Origin of the sequence: Methylobacterium sp. Leaf118 (assembly GCF_920984675.1) — a bacterium.
In the GTDB taxonomy this organism is placed as follows: domain Bacteria; phylum Pseudomonadota; class Alphaproteobacteria; order Rhizobiales; family Beijerinckiaceae; genus Methylobacterium.
In genome coordinates, this window is sequence record NZ_CAKLBV010000022.1 from 23,775 (window position 1) to 50,239 (window position 26,465).

Consider the following 26,465-nt stretch of genomic DNA (forward strand, 5'->3'; position numbering starts at 1 on the left):
GAAGCGTCGCGGGGCGAAGCCGCGTCGATCGGGGATTGGCCACGGTCAGGCCGCGCACCGGTTCAAGTGCTCCCGTCATCGCCCGGACGATCGGAGAGATCGGACGGCGGATCGATCGGCCTCCGGCGACGCCCCGCACCGTCGCGGGCGGCGCTCCAAGGCGTTCCCGCTAGCACTCGGAAAAAAGCACTCCGAAAAACGCCGATGCGGCGCACGGTTCGAGAGCACCGCCTTCGCTCCGATCGCGGGGCCGGTTCTCGAAGCGCGCTCGGGCTTGACCTAGGCGCCCGCGCCGGGATCGCCCTGGAGGCCGGCGGCGATGTGGTTGTTGAGGGAGACGAGCGATTCGATTTTCTCGCGGCTCGGGTCGATCATCGTGTCCACGATCGTGCGGAACACGTAGACCGAGAGCCGGCCGATGCCGATGCGGATCTCTTCGGGCAGGGGATTGGCGGGGTCGGAGGCCGCCGAGGCCAGGATCGTCCAGACCTTCTGATTGAAGACCAGCGCCTCGTTGAGGGCCGGGCCGGAGCCGACTTCGGCGCCCAGCGCCTGGAGCCGTCCCGCCGCCTTCAGGAGAACCGCCGCTTCCGCCTCGCGGGGCGGGAGCGCGACGCGCGCGACCTTCGCGTAGGCACTGGCGCCGTAATGCATCGTCCTGCCCCTGTCGCCGGACGCGGTGAACCGTCCGTGCGGAGGATGTGACATGCAGTTTCTTAAAAGGAGGTGTGCGAGCGTCACCGCCGCAATGGCGCCCCGATGGGAGACGAGTGGTTCGCCGTGGACTGCCCGTTCCGCACCGGGTCCGGAACCCGCCTCGAATGACGAACTTCCTCCTCGGCCTGATCGCCGGATGCATCATCGCCGGCGTCGTCACCATCTCCGCCGCCCGCAATCCCGCCGTGCAGAGCCGCTTGGGATTGATGCCGCCGGCTCAGGCCGCGGCCCCGGCGACCCCGATGGCCCGCACCGAACCGCTGCTCTGTCCGGAGGTCCGGGCGGAGCCCCGCGTCGGCCGACCCGAGATGCTGTTTTCCCGCAACCGCCTGTGGTCCATCGCGCCCTGAGCTCCGCCCCGCGCGGCCGGACGCCGCGTCGCGACAGGGCGGCACCGATGCCGATGCGACGGCGACGCGGAACCGTCGCCGTCGTCGGTCGGATGCGTCCCCGGACGATCGCCTGATCCTGACGGGCCGAGCGGGCGGCCCAGCAGGATCAGGGGATCGTCCGGCGGGGGTAGCGATCGAACCTCAGACGCTGCTCCCGAGCAGGAACATCACCATCGTGGTGGCGACGGTGCAGCCGAGGAAGCCGCACAGGGCCGCCGCGAAGGAGGGGCCGGTGCGCATCTCGGAGACGGTCTGGCTGGCGCTGGTCTGGTTCATGGCGGGGCTCCGAATCGGGACGTTTCGTTGAAGTGACGATGCGTCGCACGGCCGCGCTCGGCGGTGCGGGGACGCACCTCGGCAGGATGCGCGGACACGATCCGTGCAAAGGGTTCGGCAAGGTTTCGAGAGGGGTCGTCCGGGGAAGAGCCGAGCCCCGCAAGCGGGGCCGGCCGCTCAGTCGCAGCGGTTGAGGCGCTTGGCGAGGCGCAGGTCGCGCAGTTCGGTGCGCAGGTCGATGGCCACGATGTCGGCGCCGCAATCCTCGAAGGCGTCCTGCGCCTCGTGGTAGCGGTCGCCCACCTCGTCGAGGGTGTCGCAGACCCGATCGTGGTTTCCGAGCCTCGCCTCCTGGCGGGCCTGGTAGCGCAAGGCACTTGCCTCCTGGACCTTGCGGCGCCCGTCGAGGCAGCCGGGAGCGGCGAGGGCGGCGGAGGCGACACTGGTGCCGAGAAGAAGAGCGGCGAGGCCGGAAAGGACGGTGGAACGCATGGGACGAAACCGACGCTGATTCGACCGAGGTCGCGGGAGGATGGGGGAGCGTGCAGTGCCCTCGGCTTTCGCTGCGGTGCATTGCCGTCCCTGTCGGTCTGATGAACGGAGAGGCTAGACCGATGGTTCCGCACTCTTTCGAGCAAGCTTGGCGGAAGTTTCGGCAGCGGTCCGGCGCGCCTTCGCCGCCCCTTTCCCGCGCCGGGAGGCGAGGATCCGGTCGAGCCCGATGGGATGCAGGCCCTGCGCATCGATGCCGACATCGTATTGCCGCGGGATCGGCGTGAGCCGCCCATGCGAGTGGCCGTGCAGGTTGATCGCGCCGCGGCCGAGTCCGTTCCAGGTGCGGAAGGCGTAGTGGCACAGGACGAGGCGGCGCCCCTCCACCTCGATCTCGGCGTAATGCCCGACCGAGACCCAGCCCGCGGCGCGGAGCGTGCCCGGCCCGTCGTTGTTGCCGATGATCAGGTGCTTGCGCCCGGCCAGGGCGGCGAGGAGCGCCGCGACCCGCTCGGGCTCCGGTCCCAGGGCGAAGTCGCCGAGATGCCAGACCTCGTCGTCCGGCCCGACGGTGGCGTTCCAGGCCTCCACCAGCGCGGCGTCGTGGGCCGCGAGATCGGCGAAGGGACGCCGGTCGATCCGCAGGATGCGGGGATCGCCGAAATGCGTGTCGCTCGTGAAGAAGGTCGTCATGCGCCGCGCTCCACCGCCGGGATCGGGGTGTAGCGCGGCGCGGGGCTCCGTAAAGGCGGCGTCAGCGGCCGGGATTGAACCGCATCGGCACGGTGACCGAGAGGCTCGGCTGCGTCACGCCGGACGGAGCGGCGGGCAAGGCGCCCCGCGCCGCCGCGAGCGCGGCGCCGTCGATGGCGCCCACGCCGCTGCTTCCGGCGAGAGCTACGCCGCTGACCGCGCCGGACCGGCTCACCGTGAACCGCACGGTCGCCACGCCGCCGGACGTCCCATCCGCCGCGCTCCGGTTCATGCGGCCGCGGATCGTCGAGGCGATCGCCCCCTTCCAGGCCGCCATGGCATTCGGATCGCTGCCGGCCGCGGCGGCGCCGGTCCCGCTCTGCCGCGAGGTGGCGGCGGAGTTGCGCTGCGCGTTGCCGGTTTGGGCGGCCTGGGCCCGCCGGGCGGCATCGCGCTCGGCCTTCGCCTTGGCGAGTGCCCTCTGCTTCGCGTCCCGTTCGGCCTCGCGCTTCTGCTCCAGCGCCTCCAGGCGCCGCTCCTCGCGCTCGGTCTCGCGCTTCTTGTCGAGGGCGGCCTTGCGGCGCGCCTCGCGCTCGGCGGCGATCTTGGCCGGGTCGGGCTGCGGCCGCGGCTTGACCTCCTCGACGGGCTTGACCTCCTTGACGGGCTTGGGCGGCTCCGGGGTCCGGGCGACCACCGGCGGCGGCGGCGCCAAGGGCTCCGCCTCCTGGGCCTGCGAGGTGATGACCTGCTCCTCGGGCGGCGGGGGCGGCGTCTCGGGCACGGCCTCGGTCACGGCCTCCGGCGGCGGAGGCGGCGGGACCGCCTCCTCGGGCATGACCTGGGTCATCTCCGTGGGGGGAGGGGGCGTCGCCTCGTCGGGACGCAGCTCGGCCACCTCCGGCGGCGGCGGGGGCTTCACCTCCTCGGGCGTCTCGACCGGTTCGGCGGCGGCGGGCTCGCCCTCGGGCTTGGCCTCCTCGGGCACCGCATCGAGCTGCTGGGTCTCGTTCGGCGCCTGGGTCTCGGCCTCCGTCATCTGCGGGGCGAGGTCGATCGTGATCTGCTGCTCGCCCGCCGGTGCAGGCGGCGTGGCATGCATGAAGGCGAGGCCCGCGAGCCCCAGGAGATGGAGCAGCAGCGCGACGGCGAAGGCAGCGGCGAGCGGGCCCTGCCCCCCGTCCGGGCCGCCGGGCGCGCGTTCGGCGTAAGCGGTCATGGGTCTACCTGGCGGCTCCTGGGGCGGGCGCCGGGGCTCCGCCCGCCGACTGGGCGATCAGCGAGACCTTGGTGAACCCGGCCTGGCCGACGAGACCCATCACTTCCATGATCTTGCCGTAGGGCACGTCCCGGTCGCCGCGCACGAGCACGACCTGTTCGGGATGCTCGGCCTTGAGCTGCCGCAGACGCGGCAGGATCGTCTCCGCCGTGAAGCCGTCCTTGGCGATGAAGGGGTTGCCGTCCTTGTCGACGGTGACCTCGAGCGGCTTCTGCGCCTGCGCGACCTTGGCCGCGGTCGTCTTCGGAAGCTGCACCGGCACGCCGGTCGTCATCAGCGGGGCGGCCACCATGAAGATGATGAGCAGCACCAGCATCACGTCGACCATCGGCGTGACGTTGATCTCCGACATCGGCGTGGCGTCGAGGCCGTCCTCGTCGTCGCCGCCCGAGCGAAGGGATCCCATGGCCATACGGTTCGCCCTCCCGGGCGTCGGCGGCGGGCCGCCGGCCGGGCGGGCGCCGCACTCAGAATGTCGGTGGATCCGGCCGTCCCGGCGCGCCGGCGAGGAGCGACCGGATGCGTCCCGGCCGGTCGAAGGCCGCTACTCGGCCGCGGCGGCCCGGGCGTGGGGGGTGCGGTCGCGGGCGAGGCGGTTGCCGAGCAGCGCGATGCAGGAGACGAAGCCCGACTGGATGCGCGCGACGTCGCCCGAGAGCTTGTTGTAGGCCATCACCGCGGGAATCGCGACGACGAGGCCGATGGCGGTGGCGAACAGGGCCTCGGCGATGCCCGGCGCCACCACGGCGAGGCTCGTGTCCTGGCTCTTCGCGATCGACGAGAACGAATTCATGATGCCCCAGACCGTGCCGAACAGGCCGATGAACGGGGCGGTGGAGCCGGAGGTGGCCAGGAGCGGCAGGCCGCCCTGGAGCCGCTTCACCTCGAGGCCGAGCGCGCCCTTCATGGCACGCTCGATCCGCTCGCGGCGCTCCGCCCGGCTCTCGCTCGGGTCCTGATCGCGCCACGCGTCGAGGCCGGCCTTCACGATATGGCCAGCGATGCCCTTCTGCGTGGCATCGACGGCGCCCTCGGAGCGCACCATCGCCTCGAAGGCCTTGGCCTGGCGCTTGGCGGCGGCGAGCCGCACCACCTTCTCGAACACGACGGTCCAGCAGGCGAGCGAGGCGACCACGAGAAGGATCATCACGCCCTTCACGATCGGATCGGCCTGCAGGAACAGGCCGACGAACGACATGTCGTGCGCGACCTGGGCGGCGGCTTCTACGGGAGCGGACGTCGGATCCATCTCTGATCTCCTCGAAATCTCGGGTCGGTCCGTCGTCCCGGGTGCCGCGCGGCGCCGGCGGGACGCGCGGGTCGCGGGCCGCTAGCGGTCGAAGGCGGCCGGGGTCTTGGTGGTGGTCTCGATCCGCTCCAGGCAGGATTCGCGGCTCGCCTCGGCGTTGCCCTCGCAGGCCAGCACGTCGTTGAGCAGGATCCGGCCGATCTTGGGACAGCTGAGCCCGGCGAAGTCGAACAGCCGCACGACCGTCTTCTTCTCCTGCACGGGACCGAGTTCGACGGCGAGGCGCTTCTGCGCGACGCCCTCGGTGTCGAAGGCGAAGAGATCGACCTTGAGGGATTTGAGCGCCGGCCCGCGGCCGTTATCGACGAGCATGTAGGTGCGGCAGGCCTCGCCAGCCGGTTCGAGGCGGTTCAATTCGATTCTGAGCGGCGCGCCGGTCGCGCCCGTCTTCGGGCTCTCCTGCGCCGGAGCGGCCGAGGCCGCCGCCACGAGAAGGAGCGCGGCTCCCGTCCCCCGTCCGATCCCGCTTCCGCCTCGCATCATTCCTCCGGCTCTGCGCATCACGACATTCCCGTCCTCCGGCACCGAGCGTCCTCGGTCCGAACTTCACTGCCGAGCCGTCGGCGGAACCGTTCCGCGCGGCAATCCCGAGATGTCCGGATACGGCAAAGGCCAGGCTCGGCGCCCCGGTCAGAGCACCGCCCGTTTCGAGGCGTGCCTATCCGAGGAAGGGGGGCGCGATCAAGGTGAACGATGAATTTCAGAGCAATTCCAAACTGTTAATTCGCCCGAGCGTGGCCGGGCCAATCTTCCTGATGATCCCGGATAATCTTGCCGATTCATCCCATCCCCCTCACGTTACGCTGCCGGCCGGTCGCGTACCGGAGCGTGGCGCCCGCGCCTTCCGCCGTTTGGCGCCCGATGCGCCTCGCGCGCTCTTGATCGCACCGCGCGCGGTTTTAGCGGTGGCGGGCGCACTCTTGATCGCCCGGACCCCTCTTTCCATATCCCGGGGCAAGGGTGCTGCCGCGAGGCGGGCCCGACACCGTGGAGTGCCGCCGGGGATATCCTCCCTACCAGGGCTCCGCTGGAGGTTCGAGTTCACGACGATGACGCGGCCATCCCCGTTCGGGCACCCGTTTCTGCTCGGCTTCGACGAGATCGAGCAGGCGCTCGATCGTGTGGCGAAGGCCGGAAGCGACGGCTACCCTCCCTACAATATCGAGCGGATCGTCCGCAGCGAACGCGAGCCCGACCGGCTCCGCATCACGCTGGCGGTGGCTGGCTTCACGCAGGATCAACTCGACGTGTCGCTCGAGGAGAACCAGCTCGTCGTGCGCGGCCGGCAGGTCGACGACAAGTCCCGCCAGTTCCTGCACCGCGGCATCGCGGCACGCCAGTTCCAGCGGGCCTTCCTGCTCGCCGACGGCATGGAGGTGCTCGGCGCCGATCTGTCGAACGGGCTCCTCTCGATCGATCTCGTCCGTCCGGAGCCGGAGCGGACCGTGCGCAAGATCGCGATCTCCGCCAAGGACGACTGACGAAACGAACGATGGAAGACCTTGAGGGGAACGGACGCGCGGCGACGCACCGCGGACCTTCCCACCCAAGCCGGGTTTGTCGCCGCCTCCTGCGGGACCATATCCGGTTCACGCTCTGCCTCGAAGGAGGGCATTCATGACCGACCTGATCACCACGGGACCGACCATCGACACGACCGCCACCCCCGCCATCGACCCGGCGGAGTTCGCGGCGCTCGGCGAGGGCCATATCGCCTATGTCCGGCCGATCCGCTCCGACGAGGTGCGCACTCTGTTCCCGCAGGCGCCCGAGATGAGCCCGGGCCTCGACCTGTTCGCACTGCTCTCCGCCTCGGGCGCGCCGATCATGCTCACCGACTCGCGGGAGGTGGCGGTGGCGAATGCGATGGCCCATCACCTCTACCCGGTGAGCCTGCACTGAGCCCTCGGCCGACCATCGCCCTGTGCGCGATGGTCGGTCCGCACGACGACGCGGCCTCGTGCCCGAAATTCCTCGCTCCTCGAACCGTGGCGTGGCGCGTTCAGGCCATCGCCGCGACCGTCCGGACCAGGAGGTCGATATCCTGGGGCCGGGAGAGACGGTGATCGCCGTCGGCGATGAGGGTGAGGCGGGTGCCCTCCGCCGGCAGCCGCTCCAGAATGCGCAGGGCGTGGGCATGGGGTACGTCCGGGTCGCGCATCCCCTGGAGGATGTGGACCGGGCCACCCGGCGCCAGCGCCTCTCCGAGCAGGAGGTGGCGCCGGCCGTCCTCGATCAGCGCCATGCGGATCGGATCGGGCTCCGGCGCGTAGTCCGTCGGCCGGTACCAGACGCCCTCACGCGCCAGGGTCTCCCGGATCTCGGGCGGGAAGGACTCCCACATCAGCGTTTCGGTGAAGTCGAGGGCGGGCGCGATCAGCACCATGCCGCCGATCCCCGCGCCCCGGCGCGCCCGGGCCCGGGCGACGAGGCAGGCGATCCAACCGCCCATGGACGAGCCGACCAGGATCGGTGCCGGGCCCGCATGGGCGTCGATGACCGCCTCGGCATCGGCGAGCCAGTCGGAGATCGTGCCGTCCTCGAAGCGCCCCTCGGACTCGCCGTGTCCGGAATAATCGAACCGCACCATGCGCCGGCCGGCGCGGGCGGCCCAGTCGTCGAGGCTCGCGGCCTTCGTCGCCCGCATGTCCGAGCGGAAGCCGCCGAGCCAGACCACCGACGGGCCCGCCCCCGCCCGCACCCGCACGGCGATCCGGCGGGCCTCGGGGCCGGACCCGACGGAGAGGAAATCCGGGACCATCGCGTCGGGGAAATCGGGCATCGCCATCACGTCCGCGTGGGTTCTCTCGATTCGACGGGCCTCGACGACGCACCGTTTACCGAACCGTAAAGCGCTGGGGACGATCCTTAGGCCATGAACGTTTCTCGAGCGACCCTTCCGCCGCCACGGGGCCGGCGATGAACGGGCTCGGCCTTTCCGGCGGCCCGGTCCGCGCCGGCGAACCCTCGCCGCTGGCCGGCGTCACGGTTCTCCAGATCATCCCGGCCCTGGAGGCGGGCGGAGCCGAGCGGACCACCGTCGACATCGCCGCGGCGCTGGCGGAGGTCGGCGCGCGCCCTCTCGTCGCGACGGAGGGCGGGCGCCTCGTCGGCGAGCTGCAGGCCAAGGGCGGGATCTGGGTGCCGTTCCCAGCCAACACCAAGAACCCGCTGGCCATGGCGCGCAATGTCGGCCGCCTCGCCCGCCTGTGCCGGCGCGAGGGCGTGCAGATCCTGCACGCCCGCTCCCGCGCCCCGGCCTGGGTCGCCCTCGGCGCCGCCCGGCGCCTCGGGATCCCGTTCGTGACGACCTATCACGGCAGCTATTCCGGCCGGACCGGCGTGAAGCTCCTGTACAATTCCGTGATGGCCCGCGGCGACGCCGTGATCGCCAATTCCCACTACACCGCCGACCTGATCCACCGGATGCATCCCGAGCAGGCCGGGGACCGCGTGGTCGTGATCCATCGCGGCACCGACCTCGCGACCTTCACCCCCGTGGCCGTCGCCCCGGCCCGGGTCGAGGCCCTGCGCCGGGCCTGGGCGGTCGCGCCCCACGAGCGGGTCGTGCTGCTGGCCGCCCGGCTCACCGCCTGGAAGGGCCAGCGTGTGCTGATCGAGGCCGCCGCGCTCCTGCGCCAGCAGGGATTTCGCGACCTCGCCGTGGTGCTCGCGGGCGACGCCCAGGGGCGCACCGCCTACGAGCGGGAGCTCGATGCCCTGATCGAGGCGCGGGGCCTGACGGGCATCGTGCGCCGGGTCGGCCATTGCACCGACATGGCCGCGGCCTTCCGGGCCGCCTCGGTCGTCACGGTGCCCTCGGTCGAGCCCGAGGCGTTCGGGCGCTCGGCGGTCGAGGCGCAGGCGCTCGGCATCCCCGTGGTCGTGTCCGATCTCGGCGCCGTGCCCGAGACGGTTTTGGCCCCGCCCGATGTCGATCCCGCCCAGCGCACCGGCTGGCGGGTGCCGGCCGGCGACGCCGCCGCCCTCTCGGACGCCCTCGGCGAGGCCCTCACCCTCGGGGCGAGCGCCCGCGACGGCCTCGCCCGCCGGGCGCAGAGCCATGTGGCGGCGCATTTCTCGCTCGACCGGATGATCGCGGGCACGCTTGCGGTCTATACGGGGCTGCTCGAACGGGGTGCGCAGTCACGTCCGTGAACCGAAAGCGATCCCGCGAGTTGACTCGACAAGAAGATTTGCCAAGTTAGTGCTGTCCGGCCGAGCCGGATCGATCGGTGGCCGGAGCTCGCCAGACGCGGGCTCCTTCAGGCTGCCGTTTCGTCGTTGATACAGGAGAACTGAGCCATTCGCAGACCAATGAGAGCCATGCCGGCCCCGCAGAAGGACGGGCCGCGCGCCAACCGGGACATCCGCGGTGTCCGCGACGTCCAGCTGATCGACCAAGACGGCCAGAACAGGGGCGTCGTGCCCTTCTTCGACGCGCTCGCCATGGCCGAAGAGGTCGGGCTCGACCTCGTCGAGATCGCGCCGAACTCGGTGCCTCCCGTCTGCAAGTTCCTCGATTACGGGCGCTTTCGCTTCAACGAGCAGAAGAAGCAGAACGAGGCCCGGAAGCGGCAGAAGACGGTCGAGGTCAAGGAGATTAAGCTCCGTCCCGGCATCGACAAGCACGATTACGACGTGAAAATGAAGGCCGTGCAACGCTTCTTCGAGGAAGGCGACAAGGTGAAGGTCACCCTGCGCTTCCGCGGTCGCGAGATGGCCCACCAGGATCTCGGCCTCAAGCTTCTCGAGCGCGTAAAGAGCGAGACGCAGGAGATCGCCAAGGTCGAGAGCGAGCCGATGCTCGAAGGCCGCCAGATGATCATGATCCTGGCGCCTCGCTGACCGTCCTGCGGTCCCGCGCAGTTGGATGCTGCACGCAGATGCACTGCTCCCGCGACAGGGAACGGTGCGTTTTCGTGTGGCCCACCCCCATGAGGCCGGGCCCCGTCGCGGGCCGGCCGGCGCCCGCGCCTTAAATCGGCCAAGCTCGCGCTTCATCCGAAGTCCCGCATCCGCCACGAGCGGCACGCGGAGATCGGACATGACGGCCCTTCGCACCAGCCTGTCCGCCGCGCACCGAGGCTTGCGCTTCGGCCGCGGGGCCCTTCGGACCCTGTCGCTCCTCCTCGTCTCGGTGATTGGGCTCGGCGCCCTCGGCGCCTCCGTCGAATCGCCGCTCGAGGACGACCCCGACCGCAACGGGCACGTCGTGTTTCGCCACTTCGTCTGATCCCGCCGCCCGGCGACGGCATGGCCGCGACGTTCGATTTGGCCGCGCATCTCGATTTGGTCGTGATTGCGGTCGATGACGCCCGCCTCCGGCTCTCTCCTCGATGGGATCCTCCATGACCACCGGCGCCGCGCCCGCGCAGGCCACCCAGAGCCAGGCCACCCAGAGCTACGTGGACGTCTATGTGCGCGTGATCCACGCGCTCATGCTGCGCGACATGCGCAGCCGCTTCATGGGCTCCTACTGGGGCTACCTGATCCAGGTGCTCTGGCCGGTCGTGCACGTCCTCGCGATCGTCGCGATCATGACCTACCGGAACCTGCCCTCACCGATGGGCGATTCGACGATGCTGTTCATCGCGACCGGCGTGTTCCCGCTGCTCGCGTTCAAGTACATCTCACGTGAGATGATGAAGGGCCACGCGGTCCACAAGACGCTGACCTACTTCCCCCAAGTCAAAGGCTTCGACACGATCGTAGCCCGCGGCCTCGTCGAAATCGTCGGAAGCTTCCTGGGTCTCGGCGTCGTCTTCGTCTTCCTGCTCGCCTGCGGCGTCGATCCCGTACCGGTCGATATCGGCATGGCCATCACCGGATACATCGCAGCGATGGCCCTCGGCATCGCGTTCGGAATTGCCAACGTCAGCATCGCGGCCATCTTTCCGGCCTGGCAGATCATCTACATTCTGTTTGCCATCCTCCTCTACATGGCAAGCGGGGTCTTGTTCATGGCCTGCTACCTCCCCGAGGAAGCCTACGAGGCCCTGCGCTGGAACCCCCTCGTCCACATCATCGAATGGGTTCGCCTCGGCTACGAGCCGAACCTTCCGATCGAGATCAATTACTTCTACGTCCTCAACTGGATCTTCGGCAGCCTGTTCTTCGGCCTGCTGATGGAGCGCACCGTCGTTCGCAAGCAGCACCATTGATTCGACGCTCCGGCGCGCACCACCCCGGAGCGTCCGCCCCGGCCAACACCGCGGATCGTGGCAGGGCAGGAGGCAGCCCTGGGGCCCGCCTTCGCGCGCGACGCCGGCCGACTCGGAGGAGGGGATGCGGGCCTCAAGCCTCACCGTCCCGGACGAAACGCCCGCCACGCCGTCGTGGGCGGCGACGACCGCCTGCTACGGACTCCGCTTGATCAAAGCGGAAGCCCGGATCAGGCAAGCTCGCGCGGCGTTTGAGCGAAGCCCAAATCCGCCATCCCGAAGGGATCAACCGGATTTGGTATGATGCGCGGAGGTTGCGAGGAGCCCTTACTCGGCGCGCGCCACGTACTCGACACCGCATTCCCGTCCGTCCTGCCAAACGACGCGGCACGCCGCGTCGATGCCGAGTTCGGGGCAATGGAGACGACAGGCCTCGAACCGCCGGTCGGGCTCGGAGAATTCCAGCAGAGCGCCGTGCTCGCTATGGTTCCAGATCAGGCACTCCATCTCGGCCTGCGCACCGGCGGGCCGACAGGTTCCGATCTTGAACCCGTTGAGACGGGCCATACGCCTGTGATCGTCCGACAAAGCGCACCCCCGAACGCACCGCAGCGGCATAAACCGCACGGTGCCGCTGTCGGAGCAACCAAAATTTTCGTGCTGGGGATGGGGTGCAACCTGGGCTTCGAAGACGCGCCACCGCGCGCATCGATTCCTGATGCAGCCCCCCATCGGACGCTGCCGGTTCCGTCGTGTGTCTAAGAGAGTTGGCTCCCCGAGCAGGACTCGAACCTGCGACAAAGCGATTAACAGTCGCTTGCTCTACCAACTGAGCTATCGGGGATCACCGGGCCACCTCGGCGGCGCTGGCGGGTCATTAGCCTTCGTCGGTTGCCGGCGCAAGGGTTCGGCGGCCGGTTTTTTCGCGAAAGGTGCGCCCTGGCCGGCCTGTGACGCTTCGGTGACGATCCCGCCGAGAAGGCCGTTGCCCTGGGGGCGGCGCCTCTGCTAGAGACGCCTCGCTCCCGGCCGGCCGCCCCGCCGGAGCTTCGCGCCGGACGCGAACGAGGCCTCGTGGCGGAGTGGTTACGCAGAGGACTGCAAATCCTTGCACCCCGGTTCGATTCCGGGCGAGGCCTCCAACATTCAACCGGGCATCCCCGGCCCGCGGGCTGGGCGGGTTGCCCGGCGGGCACGCCCCTCATCGATCAGACCGGGCCCGCGGCGTGGCGTTCTCTCCGCGCTACGCGGACAGTGGCCCCTGGCATCATCGGACACCACAAGCGGCGTTACCGGGACGGGCCCGCCCGAGCCACCCGAAGCCTTGCAATTCGAAGGCCGATCCACGACAACCCGTCCCGCCCGGACCGGAGCTCCGTGAGGTCCGGCCCGGCGGCGAGGGATAGGCGGTTCCATGCTCGATTATGCGCAGGCGCGACGCCTCATGGTCGATTGTCAGCTCCGGACCTTCGACGTCAACGACAACGCCGTGCTCGACGCCTTCGACACGGTGCCGCGCGAGCGCTTCGTGCCCGCCGGCCGCGAGGATTTCGCCTATATCGACCAGCCGCTGACCTTGGCGGCGGGCGAGGACGGTCCGCGGGTGATGGCCGCGCCGATGCTCCTGGCGCGCATGATCCAGGCCCTGAAGATCCGCCCCGGAAGCCGCGTCCTCGACGTCGCGACGGGCTACGGATACGGCGCCGCCGTCCTCCGGCGCCTCGGCGCCGAGGTCGTGGCGCTCGATTCGTCGGCCGAGTTGGCCGCCGCCGCCCGGGAGCGCCTCGCCGACACGGTCGAGGTGGTGCAGGGCGGCCTGACCGAGACCGTCGCGGGCGGCCCCTTCGATGCCATCCTCGTCGAAGGGCGGGTCGAGACCCGGCCGCAGGCCCTGCTCGACCAGCTGCGCGACGAGGGCCGCCTCGTCTGCGTCCTCGGCCCGGATCGCGGCGCCAAGGCGATGCTGTTCGTCCGGGCGGGCGACGCGTTCGGCGCGCGCCCGCTGTTCGACGCGGCCCTCCCGGCCCTCAAGGCCTTCGCGACCGAGCCCGGCTTCACGTTCTGACGCGCGGCCCCTCGGTGCCCAGGTGTCGCTTTTTTGAGGCACCCCCGGGCAAACCGACATCACGCCGCGGACGGACCTGTCGTCGCCCGTTCGAGCTCGGCTATGCTGACCCCCGAGGCGGGCAAGCCGTCCCTGCGCCCCGGCGCAGGAGCGGCCATGCCGTCGAAGCCCGGCGAGTCCGGCCATCCTGATCGTCCCGTATGAGGGCGGCCGAGGGTGTCCGGGTTCGATGCGGGCCGGCGGCACGGCAGGACGGCACATCGAGAAACCGCAAGGGCTGAACGACGTGAGAGAACGGAAACCTGCGGCGCGGTCTGCGCTTCGGCTCGCCGGTGCTGTCGTCACGGCACTCGCCGCCGCCAGCCCGGCCGCCGCCGAAACCCTCGAGAGCGCGCTATCGCGCGCCTACCAGGCGAACCCGGCGCTGAACGCCGCACGGGCGGGGCTGCGCGTGAGCGACGAGGACGTGAACCGGTTCCAGGCCGGATACCGGCCGAACGCCGCCATCTCGGCGGATATCGGCATCCAGACCTTTCAGGGCCGCACCGCCCGCCAACAGATCCCCGCGAGCCTCGCCACCACGGTGCCGGGCGGCGCCGGCCTCACCGTCAACCAGAATGTGTTCGACGGGTTCCAGACCGACAACCGCGTCCGCGCCGCCGAGTCGACGGTTCTGAGCACCCGCGAGTCGCTGCGCCAGACCGAGATGAACACGCTGTTCAACGCCGCCCAGGCGTACATGAACGTGCTCTCGGACACCGCCACCCTGGAATTGCAGCGCAACAACGTCGAGGTGCTCGAGGAGCAGCTCCGTCAGACCCGCGACCGCTTCAACGTCGGCGAGGTGACCCGGACCGACGTGGCCCAGGCCGAGGCGCGCCTCGCGGGTGCCCGGTCCCAGGTCGCCACGGCGGAAGCGCAGCTGCGCGCCTCCATCGGCATTTACCGCCAGATCGTCGGCGTCGAGCCGCGCCAGCTCTCGCCGGGCCGGCCGCTGGACCGCTACGTGCCGGGCAATCTCGACCAAGCCATCGTCATCGGCCTCAAGGAGCACCCGCAGATCCTCGCGGCGCTCCACGCGGTCGACGTGGCGGAGTTGCAGGTGAAGGTGGCCGAGGGCTCCCTCTACCCGCAGGCGCAGATCACCGGCGCGGTGCAACAGCGCTACGACCAGCAGTTTCCCGGCGACAACGGCGTCACCGCCTCGATCGTCGGCCGCGTCAACATCCCGCTCTACCAGGGCGGCGCGGAGTACGCGCTGATCCGGCAGGCCAAGGAAACCGTCGGCCAGCGCCGCCTGGAGGCGGACCAGAACCGCGACCTCATCCGCGCCTCGATCGTCCGGACCTGGGGCAATCTCGAAGCCTCGAAGGCGCAGGTGATCGCCTCCCAGGCCCAGGTCCAGGCCAACGAGGTGGCGCTGAATGGCGTGCGCGAGGAAGCCCGCGTCGGGCAGCGCACCACGCTCGACGTGCTCAACGCGCAGCAGGAACTGCTGAACGCCCGGGTGAACCTGATCCTGGCCCAGCGCAACCGCGTCGTGAACTCCTACGACGTGGTCCAGGCGATCGGCCGGCTGACCGTGCGCTTCACCTCGCTGCCGGTGACGCCCTACAGCCCGCGGGAGCATTTCGACCAGGTGCGCGATCTCTGGTTCGGCGTGCGCACGCCCGACGGACGCTGACCCGGCGGGCCGTTCCCCGGAGGATTCCTGTTGGCCGCCCCGCGGACACGGTTGATGCGGACGCAGACGATGAAATAGTTGGTTAACCATTTCGTCGTCTTGTCAATTGTCACCGAGTACCGACCAGATGAGCGCAGCGAGCCTCAAGGCCCAGGACAAGACCCAGGAACCCTCGATGGAGGAGATCCTGGCCTCGATCCGGCGCATCATCGCGGATGATCAGGCGCCCAAGCCCGTCGAGGTCGCGCCTCCGCCGCCACCGCCCCCCGCCGACGAAGAGGACGACATCCTCGATTTGGCCGGCGTCGCCGAGCCGGTGCGCAAGCCCGAGCCCGATCCCTTCGACCTGCCGGACATCGATTTCCGGGCGCCGGAACCGGAGCCGGAGCCCGCCTTCGACCTGAAGGCGATGTTCGAACCGGAGCCGCCCCCGCCACCACCGCCGCCGCGCCCGGTGGAGCGCATCCGCGCGGCGGTCGAGGAGGAGGCGACCGAGCGCCTCGTCTCGTCGAGCACGCTCGAGACGGCGGGGCAGAGCTTCCAGCTTCTCGCCCACACGGTGCTCGGGAACAACGCCCGGACCCTGGAGGACATCGTCAAGGAGATGCTCCGGCCGATGCTCAAGGGCTGGCTCGACGAGAACCTGCCGGTCATGGTCGAGCGGATGGTGCGCGTCGAGATCGAGCGGATCGCCCGGGGCCGGTAGGCGCGCCCGGAGGCGCCGCGCCTCGTCCGGGGAATCGGATTCGGGGCGCGCGGCGCGCGCGGCACGAGCCCGATCGGGGTTGTTTCGGGCGCCGGCCTCTTTTGCCCTAGCCCGATGCGAGCGGCGGCGACGCCTCGTCCGCCGTTTCCTCGACCGGGGCCTCCCGGTCGCCCCGGAACCCCGTCGCCAGCACGTAGAGCTCGCTCGAATCCGCCCGGCTCGCGGCGGGCTTCACGTGGCGCACGGTCGCGAAGTCGCGCTTCAGGTCGGCCAGCAGCTCGCCCTCGGTGCCGCCCTGGAACACCTTGGCGAGATAGGCGCCGCCCGGGGCCAGGATCTCGCGAGCGAAGGCCGCGGCAGTCTCGGCGAGCCCGATGATGCGCAGGTGGTCGGTCTTCTTGTGGCCGGTGGTGTTGGCGGCCATGTCGGACAGGACGAGGTCGGCCCGGCCGCCCAGCAGCTCGGTCAGGCGCTCGGGGGCGGAGGGGTCGAGGAAGTCGAGGGTGATGAAGGTGGCGCCCGCCATCGGCTCGATGTCGAGCAGGTCGATCCCGACGACCCGGCCGCTCTCGCCCACGGTCTTGACCGCGACCTGCGCCCAGCCGCCCGGCGCGGCACCGAGATCGAGCACCTTCTGCCCGGGCTTCAGGAGCTTGAAGCGCTCGTCGATCTCGATGAGCTTGAACGCCGCGCGCGAGCGAAAGCCCTCGCGCTTGGCGCGGGCCACATAGGGATCGTTGAGCTGGCGCTCCAGCCAGCGCTTCTGCGAGAGCGTGCGCCCGCGCCCGGTCTTCACCCGCTGCTTCAGGTCGCCGCGCAGGCCGCTCGTCCCGCCTCGCCGGTCGCTCATGATGTTGGTCCTCTCACGGGGCCGTCCGGGACGAGTCCCGAACAGGCTGCGCAGGATGCTTGCCTAGGCCCTTGTGCCGCATCGGCTTTTTCGAGAGCCGACGCGCCCCTCCCAGGCCGCTGCTCTAGCGGAATGCCGCCTGCGCGCAAAGAAGGTTCAGCGAGAGCGCCCCCGGCGCCAGACGCCGTCCTCGCGCATCATGTTCATGAGCAGGCCCTCGCGCAGGCCCCGGTCGGCGATGCGCAGGCGGTCGGACGGGAAGACCCGGCGGATCGCCTCCAGGATGGCGCAGCCGGCGAGCACGAGGTCGGCGCGATCGCGGCCGATGCAGGGGTTGTCGGCGCGCTGCTCCAGGCGGGTGTCGAGCAGGTCCTCGATGGCGTCGCTGACCTCGAAGTCGCTCATCCACAACCCGTCGACCCGGCGCCGCTCGTAGCGGGCGAGCCGCAGGTGCATGGCGGCGAGCGTCGTCACCGTGCCCGACGTGCCGAGCAGGTGGAAGGAGGGGGCGGTGGCGGCAGCGGCGGCGCGGATGGCGAAGGGCGAGAGCAGGTCGCCGACCTCCTCGACCATGCCCTCGAAGGTCAGGCGAGTCACCTCGGTGCCGCCATGGCGCTCGGCCAGCGTCACCACGCCGACGGGCAGCGAATCCCAGGCGCGGATGCGCAGGGTCGGGTCGGTCGAGGGGTTGGCCGCCGCGCCGTCGAGCCACGCGATTTCGGTGGAGCCGCCGCCGATGTCGAAGATCACGACCGATTCCGCTCGCGGATCGGCGAGGGCGGCGCAGCCGGTGACGGCGAGATAGGCCTCGGTCTGCCGGTCGACGATCTCGAGGTCGAGGCCGACCTCCGCTCGCACGCGCTCGACGAACTCGGTCCCGTTGACGGCGAGCCGGCAGGCCTCGGTGGCGATGACCTTCGAGCGGGCGACACCCCGGGCCTTCATCTTGGCCTTGCAGATCCGCAGGGCTTCCACGGTCCGCTCGATCGCCGCTTCGGTGAGGCGGTTCGAACTGCCGAGCCCCTCGCCGAGGCGCACGATGCGCGAGAAGGCGTCGATGACGCGAAAGCCGCTGGGCGTCGGCTCGGCGACGAGCAGGCGGCAATTGTTGGTGCCGAGGTCGAGGGCGGCGTAGGCGTCGCGGCGCCCGCCGCGGCCCGGCTCGTAGCGGGTGGGATAGGGCTCGATCGGCCGGCCGCCCGTGACCGTGCGGGTGCCGTCCCGCGGCGGATGCGGGTCGGCGACGGGGCGGGCCGACACGGCGGCGCTCTCATCCCTCATGGAGGCGGCCGAACTTCCTGAACGCACGCGGTCCCGGCAGCAGGCCGGACCATCGTGGCCTTGAAGCTACAGGCGTTGCCCGGCAACTGCAAAGGCTCGATCGCCTCCCGTGCACGATTTGCCGGCAGGATCGTCAGGGCCCGGCGGGGGTCTCGGCGGCGGCTTCGGCCCCCCGCGTCGGGTAGCTCCGCCCCTTCCAGACCGCGGCGCCGGCCGGGCCGGGCCGCAGCAGTGCGTTCCACTGGATCGCCAGCGCCGTGCAGACCGTCGCCGGGTGGAGCGGAATCGTGGCGACGGGCTCGGCGACCACGAGGGTGATCGCCGCCCGGGTGGCCAGCGACACCAGGGCGGCCCCGCCCGCGATCCAGGCGGCGGTCGCGTCCCCGACGGCGAAGGCGAGGGCGAGGACCAGCCAGGGCAGGACGTGGCCGCCGAACAGGAGCAGCGTCCAGACCGGCAGGGCGCGGGGCGTGGCCATGCCCTCCCGGGCGTTCTTCGAGAAGCCGGCCCAGCTCTGCGCAAAATCGCGGTACATCCGGCAGGTGGCCAGCGCGTGACCGGCCACGAGGTCGGTGCGCAGGTCGCGTGCGCGGAACAGGCGCGGCAGACGCACCCCGTCATGGAGGGAGGTGCGGATCGCCGCGTGGCCGCCGCTGCGGGCATAGGCTTCGCGCTCGACCAGGATCAGCTGCCCGCAGGCGGCGCCGAGGGAGGGATCGGGCAGCAGGCGCATCAGCGCGATCGGCAGGTAGCCGATCAGGAGGACGTTGATCATCGGCACGGTCAGGCGCTCGCCGAGGCTCGCCATCAGTTGCCGCGGCACACCGCTGACGAGCCCGGCCCCGGCGCGCCTTGCATGGGCCACGAGGCCGGCGGCGGCGTTGGGCGCCAGCGTCACGTCGGCGTCGAGGAACAGGAAATGGTCGCCCCGCGCCTCGGCGGCCAGCGCCGCGAGGGCGTGGTTCTTGCCGGTCCAGCCCTCGGGCAAAGCGGGCACGGAGACGAGGCGCAGGCGCGGATCGTCCCGGGCGATCGCCCGGACGATCTCGGCGGTCCCGTCGGTGGAATGGTCGTCGCCGACGAGCACCTCGACGGCGATGCCGGCGCTCGCGAGCGCGGCCCGCACGGTGCCCTCGATCACCGACGCCTCGTCGCGGGCAGGGATCAGGATCGAGACCAGCCCCTCGCTCTCAGGCGGCGGCTCCGGGGTGCGCAGCAGCGCGAGGTTCACGCCAGCGAGGCAGGCGGGCAGGAGCGCCAGGACGAGGCCGAGCACGGCGAGGGCAAAGATCACGGCGAGGATCACGGCCTGGATCACGTCTCGCGCCCTCCCTCGATGTCGTCCCGGCGGTGACCGGCCTCGAAACGCCGGCCCGTGAGCGCCGCCCCGAGCCGGCGCCAGCCGTCATAGATCCCGCCGACGCCCCGCCGCCCCGAGACCAAGGTCTCGAACCGTGCGGGATCGCGGGCGATCACGTCCGCCGCGAGGCGGTCGAGGGTTCCGGTCAGCGCCGCCTCCAGCCGGGCGAGGCGTTCCGGGCGGGGCAGCGCACGGAGTTCGGCGGCCGGGATCGGCGTTCCGAAGGCGCAGCAGGCCTCCGCGCCCCGTTCTTCCCAGAAGGCGTAGTCGAGGGCGAGGGGGACGAACAGGGCCTCGGGCGCGATCTCGGGCAGATGGGCGATGCCCGGCCGCAGGCCGAGAGGCCGGGCCCGGACATCGGCGAAGCGGCCCTGCGCGGTGACCCACAGCGTCCGGCCCGGCACCGACAGCACGGCGCGGGAGGCGGACAGGAACTGCACGGCGCCGCGGCGGCTCTCCAGATCGACCGGGAAGGCGCCCATCCGGCGGAAGATGCCGTACTTCTCGAGCATCGCCGCGTCGAAGGGGGCGAAGCATTCCCGGTCCGGAAACAGCCGCCGGCCGAGCAGGATCAGGATCGCGGCGTCCCACCAGGCGGGGTGGTTGCAATAGACCACGAGGGTCGCCTGCTCCCCGAATTCGGCCGGAACGCCCCAGCGGGCGAGCCGCAGGGCGTTCATGTGGCGCCGCACGAAGCGGTCGAAATAGGCCGCCATGAAGCGCCAGACCAAGTCCGAGCGCTCGGGCGTGGGGGAGGGCGGTGTCACGCGCCGGCTCGGGCGCCGGCTCAGGCGCTCTTGCGCAAATCCGGCCGAGCGCTGCCGCGCAGATCCTGGTCGAGGGCGTCCGCGGCGATCCAGCCGGACATCATCACCATCGGCATGCCGGGCCCCGGATGGGCGGCGCCGCCGGCGAGGTAGAGGCCGCGCACCTCCCGCGAGCGGTTGCCGGGCTTGAACGCGCCCATCATCCGCCCGTGCGAGGCGAGCCCGTAGATCGCGCCGTTGAGGACCTTGTAGCGGTCGTGGATGTCCTGGGGCGTGAGGTGACGCTCGAGGACGATACGGTCCTCGAGATCGGGCATGCCGCCGGTGCGCTTGAGCTTCTCCAGGATCGTGCGGCGATAGGCCGGGAACATCTTCGACCAGTCGTGATGCGGGCGCAGATACGGGGTGTGGACGAGGACGTAGAGGGCCTCGCCGCCCACCGGCGCCACGGAGGGATCGGTGGAGGAGGGGGCCGCGAGATAGGCGGTCGGATCGGGGGCCGGCTCGCCCTTGCGGTAAATGAAGTCGAACTCCTCCTCGGGGTCGCGGGAGAAGACGAAATCGTGGTGCGCGAGGTGCTCGTAGCGCTTGTTCAGTCCGAGATAGAGGACGACGCCGGAGCAGGCCGGCTCGAAGCTCTTCTTCTCGTAGGTCTTGCCGACCTCGCCGCCCACGAGCTCGCGATAGGTGCGCACGGCATCCATGTTTGAGATCACGGCATCGTAGACCGCGGTGCCGTCGCGGGTGCGCAGGCCGCGGATCGCGCCGCCCGCGATGTCGAGGCCGGTCACCTCGTCGGAGGATTTGAGCGTCGCGCCGAGTTCGGTGGCGAGCCGCATCAGCCCCTCAGCCACCGCGCGGGTGCCGCCCATCGGGTACCAGACGCCCTCGGCCGTCTGCATGTGGGCGATGGCGCAGAGCACCGCCGGCGCGCCGTAGGGCGAGGAGCCGACATACTGGACGAAGTGGTCGAGCATCTGCGCGAGGCGCGCGTCCTTCACCTTGCCGCGGATGGTGCTCGCGACGGTGGCGTGCATGCGCAGGGACAGCACGTCGCGCAGGGTGCCGGGATTCATGTTGGCGCGGATGTCGATCGTGTCGAACAGGTCCTGCACCGCCTTCCAGAAGAAGAACCTCTCCGACACGCCGTGCAGGTGCTCGGAGACGGCGATGAATTTCCGGTACCCGTCGCCCACGCCCTGACCCGGCGCGAAGCGGTCCATGGTGGCCGCCATGGCCTCCACGTCCTCGATCAGGTCGATCCGGGAGCCGTCGTCGAAGAAGCAGCGCCATTGCGGGTCGAGCCGGCGCAGATCCATGTAGTCGTGCACGCTGCGGCCGGCCTCGGCGAAGATGCGCTCCAGGACGCGGGGCACGGTGAGGATGGTCGGGCCCATGTCGAAGCGGAAGCCGCCCTCGTGCAGCACGGCCGCCTTGCCGCCGAGCCACGCGTTCTTGTCGTAGACGGTGACACGATGCCCGCGCGCCGCTGCCACGCAGGCGGAGGCCAACCCGCCGAGACCGCTGCCGACCACCGCGACCGAAGAACCCTGGCTCATTGGAAACGCGTCTCCCCCGGGGGCCGGCACGACGGCCCCCGGGATAAAGCTAAGCCGGACACTCGGCGGGTCAACGCGTTACCCGGTCGCGGCCGGGCCGAGCCGGACGATCCGCCGGTGGATCGGCGATGGCCCAAGGGGACGGCTCGAGGGGACGGCTCAAGGGGACGGCTGACGACGGCGACGGGGCGTGCGGTGCAACCGGGGCCCGACTGAGCCGTTGAGTCCAGCTTGGGGCTGAGGCCGAGAGGCGGCCGGCGGAGGAAGGACGATGCGCAGCGGCAACGGGGGCGGGGGTGCCGGAGACCGGACCGTGACCTTCCTCGGGCGCGGGCTCGCCCTCCGCTCGCCGACGCGGCTCACCCTCCTGGTCTGTCCGCTCTGTTCGCAGCGGAACGGCGAGCGGACGGCGGAATTCGGAACCTGTGTCTGGTGCGGCTATCAACCGTCCGAGCGCGACGAGGTGCCGTTCGAAACCGCAGGGCGGACGGGACCGGACCATCGCGGCCCCGTCGAGCGCCCGGCCCCCGCGCGGCGGGCCTTCAGTGCACTTGTTAACAAATGACAATTTCTGTACATCGTTGCGCTCGGGCCGGCTGATCGTCTTGCATGACGGGTCAATTCGGTCGAACCAGGGGCCAGGCCCCCGGGGGGCGGAACGTTGGCAGGATCGTCGGCCCGACCGGGCGCGACGGCCATGGGCGAGGTATCCCGCGATGTGCGTGCGGGTCCGCGTGGGACGATCATGGCAGGACAAAAGACCGACGAGCGTGATGTCCTCCTCGGACGACGCATCTCGGAGCAGCGCAAGCGATCCCGGCTGACCCAGAGGGCGGTGGCGGACAGCTTCGGAATGTCGGCCGCTCAGCTCCAGAAATACGAGAAGGGCGTCAACCGGATCAGCGCGATCCATCTCGCGATCCTCAGCCGCATGACCAACACGCCGCTCGCCGAATTTCTGGACGGCATTCCGCATCCGGACGCGGAGACCGAACGCGGGTTCGCCGAGGGGCCTCAGCAGTCCTACGCGGCGGAGCCCTGGTCCGACCTCGCCCGGGCCTTCGCCCGCCAGCTCAGCGAGAGCTTCAGCGAGGAGCAGCGGCGCGAGATCTCCGCGGCGGTCGAGGTGTTCGGCCGCGAATTGAAGGGCTGACGCGCCCCACGACGCCCCACTCCGAGCGACGCGGGGACGATCGTTCGTTATAACGGACGATTCCGCTGTTCCGGCTTGACCCTCCGAATCGTCGATGCAACAAGCCGCGACCGCAAGACCGGGTCGAGCGCCGCTGCGACGGAGGCGTGCCCGATGTCCGAGGGTGCACCCGATGCCTCGTTCCGACTATCTCTTCACCAGCGAGTCCGTCTCCGAGGGCCACCCCGACAAGGTGAGCGACCGCATCTCGGACACCGTGGTCGATGCCTACATCACCGCGATGCCGGAGGCGCGGCTCGGCGTCGAGACGCTGACGACGACGAACCGCGTGGTGATCGCGGGCGAGGTGCGCGGCCCCGATTCCGTGACCTTCAAGGATCTGGAAGAGCTGACCCGCGAGGCCGTGCGCGACATCGGCTACGAGCAGTCGGGCTTTCACTGGAAGAACAACGAGGTCGCCATCCACCTGCACGCGCAGTCGGCCGACATCGCCCAGGGCGTGGACGCCGCGGGCAACAAGGACGAGGGCGCGGGCGACCAGGGCATCATGTTCGGCTACGCCGCCGACGAGACGCCGGCCCTGATGCCGGCCCCAATCTTCTACGCCCACAAGATCCTCAAGGATCTCGCCGACGCCCGCAAGGCGCGTCAGGGCGACGCCGCCAAGCTCGGCCCCGACGCCAAGAGCCAGGTCACCGTGCGCTACGCCGACGGCCGCCCGGTCGAGGTCACGCAGATCGTGCTCTCGACGCAGCATCTCGACGAGTCCCTCGACTCGGCGGACGTGCGCGCCATCGTCGAGCCCTACATCCTCAAGGCCCTGCCGGAAGGCTGGGTCAACGAAGGCACGGTCTGGCACGTCAACCCGACCGGCAAGTTCGTGATCGGCGGCCCGGACGGCGATGCCGGCCTCACCGGCCGCAAGATCATCGTCGACACCTATGGCGGCGCGGCGCCCCATGGCGGCGGCGCCTTCTCCGGCAAGGACCCGACCAAGGTCGACCGCTCGGCCGCCTACGCCGCCCGCTACCTCGCCAAGAACGTCGTCGCCGCCGGCCTCGCCCGGCGCGCCACGATCCAGCTCGCCTACGCCATCGGCGTGGCCAAGCCCCTGTCGATCTACGTCGATCTGCACGGCACCGGCACCGTCGACGAGGCCAAGCTCGAGACCGTCCTGATGGACGCCCTCGACCTCTCGCCCCGCGGCATCCGCACGGCGCTCCAGCTCAACAAGCCGATCTACGCCCGCACCTCGGCCTACGGCCATTTCGGCCGCGAGCCGGACGCCGATGGCGGCTTCTCCTGGGAGAAGACCGATCTGGCGGCCAAGCTGAAGTCGGCGTTCTGACGCCGCGGCCCGAGCGGGGGCTGCCGGTTTTTGGGAAGTGCCGATGCACGAGGACGACCCGGGCTCCCGTTCCGGACGTGAGGTTCGGACCGACAGCACGGAGGTCCGAACCGTGACGGCGCGCGATGAGGGCCCCCCGCCCGATACCGGCGGGACCAGCGACAGCGAGCGGGCCTTCTTCGGGCGCCGCAAGGGCAAGCGGCTGCGGCCGGGCCAGGAGCAGCGCCTCGAAGGGGCGCTGCCGTCCCTGCGCGTCGCGCTGCCCGCGCGCGGCGATGTCCTCGATCCGCCCGGGCTGTTCCCGGTGCCGGTCGACGAGGTCTGGCTGGAGATCGGTTTCGGCGGCGGCGAGCATCTCGCCGCCCAGGCCGAGGCCAACCCGCGGGCCGGCATCATCGGCTGCGAGCCCTTCGTCAACGGCGTGGTCAAGCTCCTGCGCGCGGTCGACGAGCGCGGCTTGCGCAATGTCCGCGTCTGGGACGAGGACGCGACCGAACTGCTCGCGGCCCTGCCCGAGGCCAGCCTCGCCCGGGTCTACCTGCTCTATCCCGATCCCTGGCCCAAGCGCCGCCAGCGCAAGCGCCGCTTCGTGTCGGACGCCTCGCTCGCCGAGATCGCCCGGGTGCTGCGCCCCGGCGGACAGTTCCGCTTCGCCAGCGACATCGACGATTACGTCGGCTGGACCCTGGTGCGAGCTGCCCGCTCTCCACAGCTCCGCTGGAATGCGGCGAGCGCCGACGATTGGCGCCGGCCCTTCGCGGGCTGGCCGGGCACCCGCTACGAGGCCAAGGCGCTCGCGGCGGGGCGGCTGCCGAGCTACCTGACCTTCGAGCGGGTGGACGGGGCCGAGCGGGTGGACGGGGCCGAGCGCGCGGCGGAGGCGCCGTAGGGCCTGATCCGAATCAGTCGTCGTCCTCGTCGTGCGATCGACCGATGCCGCCGAGCCCGCCCATGACGTCGAGGCAGCTCTGCAGGATGTAGGCCGCGGCGAGCTTGTCCACGAGTTCGCCCCGCCGCGCCCGGGAGGTGTCGGCCTCCAGAAGCGTGCGGGTGACGGCGGCGGTGGAGAGCCGCTCGTCGAAGAACAGCACCGGCAGCGGCAGGATCGGCTTGAGGTTGCGGGCGAAACTCCGGCTCGACTGCGCGCGGGGGCCTTCCGAGCCGTCCATGTTGAGCGGCAGGCCGATGACGAGCCCGCCGATGTCGTGACGGGTGCAGAGCGCGGCGAGCCGCTGCGCGTCGGGCGTGAACTTTACCCGGCGGATCGTCTCCAGCGGCGAGGCGATCTGGCGGCCCACGTCGGACAGGGCGATGCCGATGGTCCGGGTACCGAGGTCGAGCCCGATCAGGCGGCGTCCGGCCGCCGACGCCTCGGCGAAGGCCGCGATCTCGTCCCGATTCACGCCGTGCCCGCCCCGAGCCGTTCGAGCGCGGCCGCGTCGTCGCCCTCGAAGGTGGCCGGCAGGGGGCCGGCGCCCTCGCCGAGGATGTGCAGCACCTCCAGCCCCCGGAGGCCGCGCACCAGGGCGGGAAGGTCGGCCCCGCCAAAATGCACCGTCTCGAGGTCGGCGTTGAGCACCCAGATGTCGTATTCGGGGAAGCCCGGAGTCACGTCGAAGAACAGGAAGTCGCCGCGCCCGGTCTCGCCGAAGAAGCAGGCCCGCTCCATCAGCCCGGCATCGGCGTCGCCCTCCACCGTGAAGCGGTGCGGCTCGTCGCTCCCGCTATCCTTGAGCCCCTCGAGGGCCAGCGCGACGCCGTGGGCGATCAGGTGGGCGCGGGCGACGAGGTCGGCGGCCTCGATCGGCACGGGGGTGAACAGGCGGACATGCCCGCCGATCCGCCCGGCGCCGCAGGTGCGGGCGAAGCGTCGGTAGCTCGCCGGCAGGGGGAAGCCGAGTTCGGCCTCGGCCCGGGCGAGGTCCGCCTCGCTCGAGGCGAGGCCGGGGCGCAAACCCGGGAAGACGCTTTCCCACATCACCGGCCTCCATCGTCGGGGAAACGGGGCTTAGGCCGCGCCGCCGCGGGTTGTCCACCGCGGAGATTAACCCTGCGGCCCGGTTTGGCGGCGGGACGGGGAGCCCGCGGGCGGGAGAGGTGTTAAGGTTTCGTTAACGAAGCCGGAGCCGCCCCTTGTCCCCCTCGCCGACGCATGGAGCCCTGTGCCCCCCCCGGATCGCCCGGCGGCACCTGCTCATGCTGGCGATGGCGGTGGAGGTTCTCGTCCTCGGGGCGATCAATGCCGACCGCGTGCGGCGCCCCGGGATCACGGTGGAGCAGACCGTGACGCAGGGCCATGTGATCACTTGAAGGGATCACTTGAAGGGATCACCTGAGCCGATCACCGACGATCACCTGAACCGGCGGGCC

Annotated in this window: 31 protein-coding genes and 2 tRNA genes; 15 read left to right on the forward strand and 18 right to left on the reverse strand. The window is 70.8% G+C overall.

From position 1 onward, the window contains the following. Positions 1–279: 279 nt before the first annotated feature. Positions 280–654, reverse strand: a complete 375-nt coding sequence (locus LW587_RS11635; protein ID WP_232629761.1) for a flagellar biosynthesis regulator FlaF — start codon at positions 652–654, stop codon at positions 280–282. Positions 655–821: 167 nt separating this feature from the next. Here LW587_RS11635 and LW587_RS11640 point away from each other — a divergent pair, with 167 nt between their 5' ends. After that, positions 822–1,067, forward strand: coding sequence for a hypothetical protein (locus LW587_RS11640; RefSeq protein ID WP_232629762.1), 246 nt, complete (start codon positions 822–824; stop codon positions 1,065–1,067). Positions 1,068–1,250: 183 nt separating this feature from the next. Here the strand turns inward: LW587_RS11640 and LW587_RS24050 are convergent, their stop codons facing one another. The 7 genes from LW587_RS24050 to LW587_RS11670 all read right to left on the reverse strand — a co-directional run bounded on the left by LW587_RS24050 (position 1,251) and on the right by LW587_RS11670 (position 5,641). Further along, a complete protein-coding gene (locus LW587_RS24050) occupies positions 1,251–1,385 on the reverse strand; it encodes a hypothetical protein (protein WP_269780326.1) in 135 nt (44 codons plus the stop codon). Between the two features lie 177 nt (positions 1,386–1,562). Further along, positions 1,563–1,877 carry a hypothetical protein gene (locus LW587_RS11645; RefSeq protein WP_232629763.1) on the reverse strand — a complete coding sequence of 105 codons (315 nt, stop codon included), beginning with the start codon at positions 1,875–1,877 and terminating at the stop codon, positions 1,563–1,565. A gap of 114 nt (positions 1,878–1,991) precedes the next feature. Further along, positions 1,992–2,570 (reverse strand): metallophosphoesterase family protein, encoded by a 579-nt coding sequence (locus LW587_RS11650; RefSeq protein ID WP_232629764.1) that lies wholly within the window; start codon positions 2,568–2,570, stop codon positions 1,992–1,994. Positions 2,571–2,631: 61 nt separating this feature from the next. Continuing rightward, positions 2,632–3,789, reverse strand: coding sequence for a TonB family protein (locus LW587_RS11655; protein WP_232629765.1), 1,158 nt, complete (start codon positions 3,787–3,789; stop codon positions 2,632–2,634). A gap of 4 nt (positions 3,790–3,793) precedes the next feature. Next, positions 3,794–4,261: a protein TolR gene (gene tolR, locus LW587_RS11660; RefSeq protein ID WP_232629766.1), complete on the reverse strand. Its 468-nt coding sequence runs from the start codon at positions 4,259–4,261 to the stop codon at positions 3,794–3,796. A 132-nt stretch (positions 4,262–4,393) separates the two neighbouring features. After that, positions 4,394–5,098 carry a MotA/TolQ/ExbB proton channel family protein gene (locus LW587_RS11665; protein WP_232629767.1) on the reverse strand — a complete coding sequence of 235 codons (705 nt, stop codon included), beginning with the start codon at positions 5,096–5,098 and terminating at the stop codon, positions 4,394–4,396. A gap of 81 nt (positions 5,099–5,179) precedes the next feature. After that, entirely contained in the window at positions 5,180–5,641 is a 462-nt protein-coding gene (locus LW587_RS11670; protein WP_232629768.1) for a Tat pathway signal protein, read from the reverse strand. A gap of 566 nt (positions 5,642–6,207) precedes the next feature. Between LW587_RS11670 and LW587_RS11675 the strand changes: the two genes are divergently transcribed. Together LW587_RS11675 and LW587_RS11680 are read left to right on the forward strand one after the other, a co-directional pair. Then, on the forward strand, positions 6,208–6,639 hold the full coding sequence (locus LW587_RS11675; RefSeq protein ID WP_232629769.1) for an Hsp20 family protein: 432 nt from the start codon (positions 6,208–6,210) through the stop codon (positions 6,637–6,639). 136 nt (positions 6,640–6,775) lie between these two features. Then, positions 6,776–7,060 carry a DUF1150 family protein gene (locus LW587_RS11680; protein ID WP_232629770.1) on the forward strand — a complete coding sequence of 95 codons (285 nt, stop codon included), beginning with the start codon at positions 6,776–6,778 and terminating at the stop codon, positions 7,058–7,060. 100 nt (positions 7,061–7,160) lie between these two features. Here the strand turns inward: LW587_RS11680 and LW587_RS11685 are convergent, their stop codons facing one another. Next, positions 7,161–7,940: an alpha/beta hydrolase gene (locus LW587_RS11685; protein ID WP_442919138.1), complete on the reverse strand. Its 780-nt coding sequence runs from the start codon at positions 7,938–7,940 to the stop codon at positions 7,161–7,163. 137 nt (positions 7,941–8,077) lie between these two features. Here LW587_RS11685 and LW587_RS11690 point away from each other — a divergent pair, with 137 nt between their 5' ends. The 4 genes from LW587_RS11690 (at position 8,078) to LW587_RS11705 (ending at position 11,322) form a co-directional block, all read left to right on the forward strand. Beyond that, the gene (locus LW587_RS11690) at positions 8,078–9,316 is read left to right on the forward strand and encodes a glycosyltransferase family 4 protein (protein WP_232629771.1); all 1,239 of its coding nucleotides are present in this window, start codon (positions 8,078–8,080) and stop codon (positions 9,314–9,316) included. A 168-nt stretch (positions 9,317–9,484) separates the two neighbouring features. Next, positions 9,485–10,006 carry a translation initiation factor IF-3 gene (infC, locus tag LW587_RS11695; RefSeq protein WP_232629772.1) on the forward strand — a complete coding sequence of 174 codons (522 nt, stop codon included), beginning with the start codon at positions 9,485–9,487 and terminating at the stop codon, positions 10,004–10,006. Positions 10,007–10,205: 199 nt separating this feature from the next. Further along, positions 10,206–10,394, forward strand: coding sequence for a hypothetical protein (locus LW587_RS11700; protein WP_232629773.1), 189 nt, complete (start codon positions 10,206–10,208; stop codon positions 10,392–10,394). A gap of 115 nt (positions 10,395–10,509) precedes the next feature. Beyond that, positions 10,510–11,322: an ABC transporter permease gene (locus LW587_RS11705; RefSeq protein WP_232629774.1), complete on the forward strand. Its 813-nt coding sequence runs from the start codon at positions 10,510–10,512 to the stop codon at positions 11,320–11,322. Positions 11,323–11,649: 327 nt separating this feature from the next. On the opposite strand, the gene LW587_RS11710 is transcribed toward LW587_RS11705, so the two are convergent. Together LW587_RS11710 and LW587_RS11715 are read right to left on the reverse strand one after the other, a co-directional pair. Beyond that, positions 11,650–11,889 carry a hypothetical protein gene (locus tag LW587_RS11710; protein ID WP_232629775.1) on the reverse strand — a complete coding sequence of 80 codons (240 nt, stop codon included), beginning with the start codon at positions 11,887–11,889 and terminating at the stop codon, positions 11,650–11,652. A 201-nt stretch (positions 11,890–12,090) separates the two neighbouring features. After that, positions 12,091–12,166: transfer RNA gene (locus tag LW587_RS11715), tRNA-Asn, on the reverse strand. Between the two features lie 224 nt (positions 12,167–12,390). Here LW587_RS11715 and LW587_RS11720 point away from each other — a divergent pair. From LW587_RS11720 to LW587_RS11735, 4 genes are all read left to right on the forward strand, one after another. After that, positions 12,391–12,464 (forward strand) — tRNA-Cys (locus tag LW587_RS11720). Between the two features lie 272 nt (positions 12,465–12,736). Then, positions 12,737–13,387, forward strand: a complete 651-nt coding sequence (locus tag LW587_RS11725; RefSeq protein ID WP_232629776.1) for a protein-L-isoaspartate O-methyltransferase family protein — start codon at positions 12,737–12,739, stop codon at positions 13,385–13,387. Positions 13,388–13,616: 229 nt separating this feature from the next. Then, positions 13,617–15,071: a TolC family outer membrane protein gene (locus LW587_RS11730; RefSeq protein WP_232629777.1), complete on the forward strand. Its 1,455-nt coding sequence runs from the start codon at positions 13,617–13,619 to the stop codon at positions 15,069–15,071. 127 nt (positions 15,072–15,198) lie between these two features. Next, the gene (locus LW587_RS11735; RefSeq protein ID WP_232629778.1) at positions 15,199–15,777 is read left to right on the forward strand and encodes a PopZ family protein; all 579 of its coding nucleotides are present in this window, start codon (positions 15,199–15,201) and stop codon (positions 15,775–15,777) included. Positions 15,778–15,883: 106 nt separating this feature from the next. On the opposite strand, the gene LW587_RS11740 is transcribed toward LW587_RS11735, so the two are convergent. The 5 genes from LW587_RS11740 to LW587_RS11760 form a co-directional block, all read right to left on the reverse strand. After that, the gene (locus LW587_RS11740; protein WP_232629779.1) at positions 15,884–16,627 is read right to left on the reverse strand and encodes an RlmE family RNA methyltransferase; all 744 of its coding nucleotides are present in this window, start codon (positions 16,625–16,627) and stop codon (positions 15,884–15,886) included. A 156-nt stretch (positions 16,628–16,783) separates the two neighbouring features. Next, positions 16,784–17,908: a Ppx/GppA phosphatase family protein gene (locus LW587_RS11745; RefSeq protein WP_232629780.1), complete on the reverse strand. Its 1,125-nt coding sequence runs from the start codon at positions 17,906–17,908 to the stop codon at positions 16,784–16,786. A gap of 133 nt (positions 17,909–18,041) precedes the next feature. Then, positions 18,042–19,226: a glycosyltransferase gene (locus tag LW587_RS11750; protein ID WP_442919139.1), complete on the reverse strand. Its 1,185-nt coding sequence runs from the start codon at positions 19,224–19,226 to the stop codon at positions 18,042–18,044. Continuing rightward, a complete protein-coding gene (locus LW587_RS11755; RefSeq protein WP_232629810.1) occupies positions 19,223–19,984 on the reverse strand; it encodes a lysophospholipid acyltransferase family protein in 762 nt (253 codons plus the stop codon). The genes LW587_RS11750 and LW587_RS11755 overlap by 4 nt, the downstream gene beginning before the upstream one ends. Positions 19,985–20,055: 71 nt before the next feature. Next, positions 20,056–21,594, reverse strand: a complete 1,539-nt coding sequence (locus tag LW587_RS11760; RefSeq protein WP_232629781.1) for a phytoene desaturase family protein — start codon at positions 21,592–21,594, stop codon at positions 20,056–20,058. A 745-nt stretch (positions 21,595–22,339) separates the two neighbouring features. Between LW587_RS11760 and LW587_RS11770 the strand changes: the two genes are divergently transcribed. The 3 genes from LW587_RS11770 (at position 22,340) to trmB (ending at position 24,984) form a co-directional block, all read left to right on the forward strand. Continuing rightward, entirely contained in the window at positions 22,340–22,747 is a 408-nt protein-coding gene (locus LW587_RS11770) for a helix-turn-helix domain-containing protein (protein ID WP_232629782.1), read from the forward strand. 172 nt (positions 22,748–22,919) lie between these two features. Beyond that, entirely contained in the window at positions 22,920–24,095 is a 1,176-nt protein-coding gene (metK, locus tag LW587_RS11775) for a methionine adenosyltransferase (RefSeq protein WP_232629783.1), read from the forward strand. A 112-nt stretch (positions 24,096–24,207) separates the two neighbouring features. Further along, complete coding sequence (trmB, locus tag LW587_RS11780; protein WP_232629784.1) at positions 24,208–24,984, forward strand: tRNA (guanine(46)-N(7))-methyltransferase TrmB; 777 nt, start codon at positions 24,208–24,210, stop codon at positions 24,982–24,984. A gap of 13 nt (positions 24,985–24,997) precedes the next feature. On the opposite strand, the gene ruvX is transcribed toward trmB, so the two are convergent. Next, positions 24,998–25,498: a Holliday junction resolvase RuvX gene (gene ruvX, locus LW587_RS11785; RefSeq protein WP_232629785.1), complete on the reverse strand. Its 501-nt coding sequence runs from the start codon at positions 25,496–25,498 to the stop codon at positions 24,998–25,000. Further along, entirely contained in the window at positions 25,495–26,073 is a 579-nt protein-coding gene (locus LW587_RS11790; RefSeq protein WP_232629811.1) for an SMI1/KNR4 family protein, read from the reverse strand. The genes ruvX and LW587_RS11790 overlap by 4 nt, the downstream gene beginning before the upstream one ends. 155 nt (positions 26,074–26,228) lie before the next feature. Between LW587_RS11790 and LW587_RS11795 the strand changes: the two genes are divergently transcribed. Further along, positions 26,229–26,405: a hypothetical protein gene (locus tag LW587_RS11795; RefSeq protein WP_232629786.1), complete on the forward strand. Its 177-nt coding sequence runs from the start codon at positions 26,229–26,231 to the stop codon at positions 26,403–26,405. The last annotated feature ends 60 nt before the right edge of the window (positions 26,406–26,465 follow it).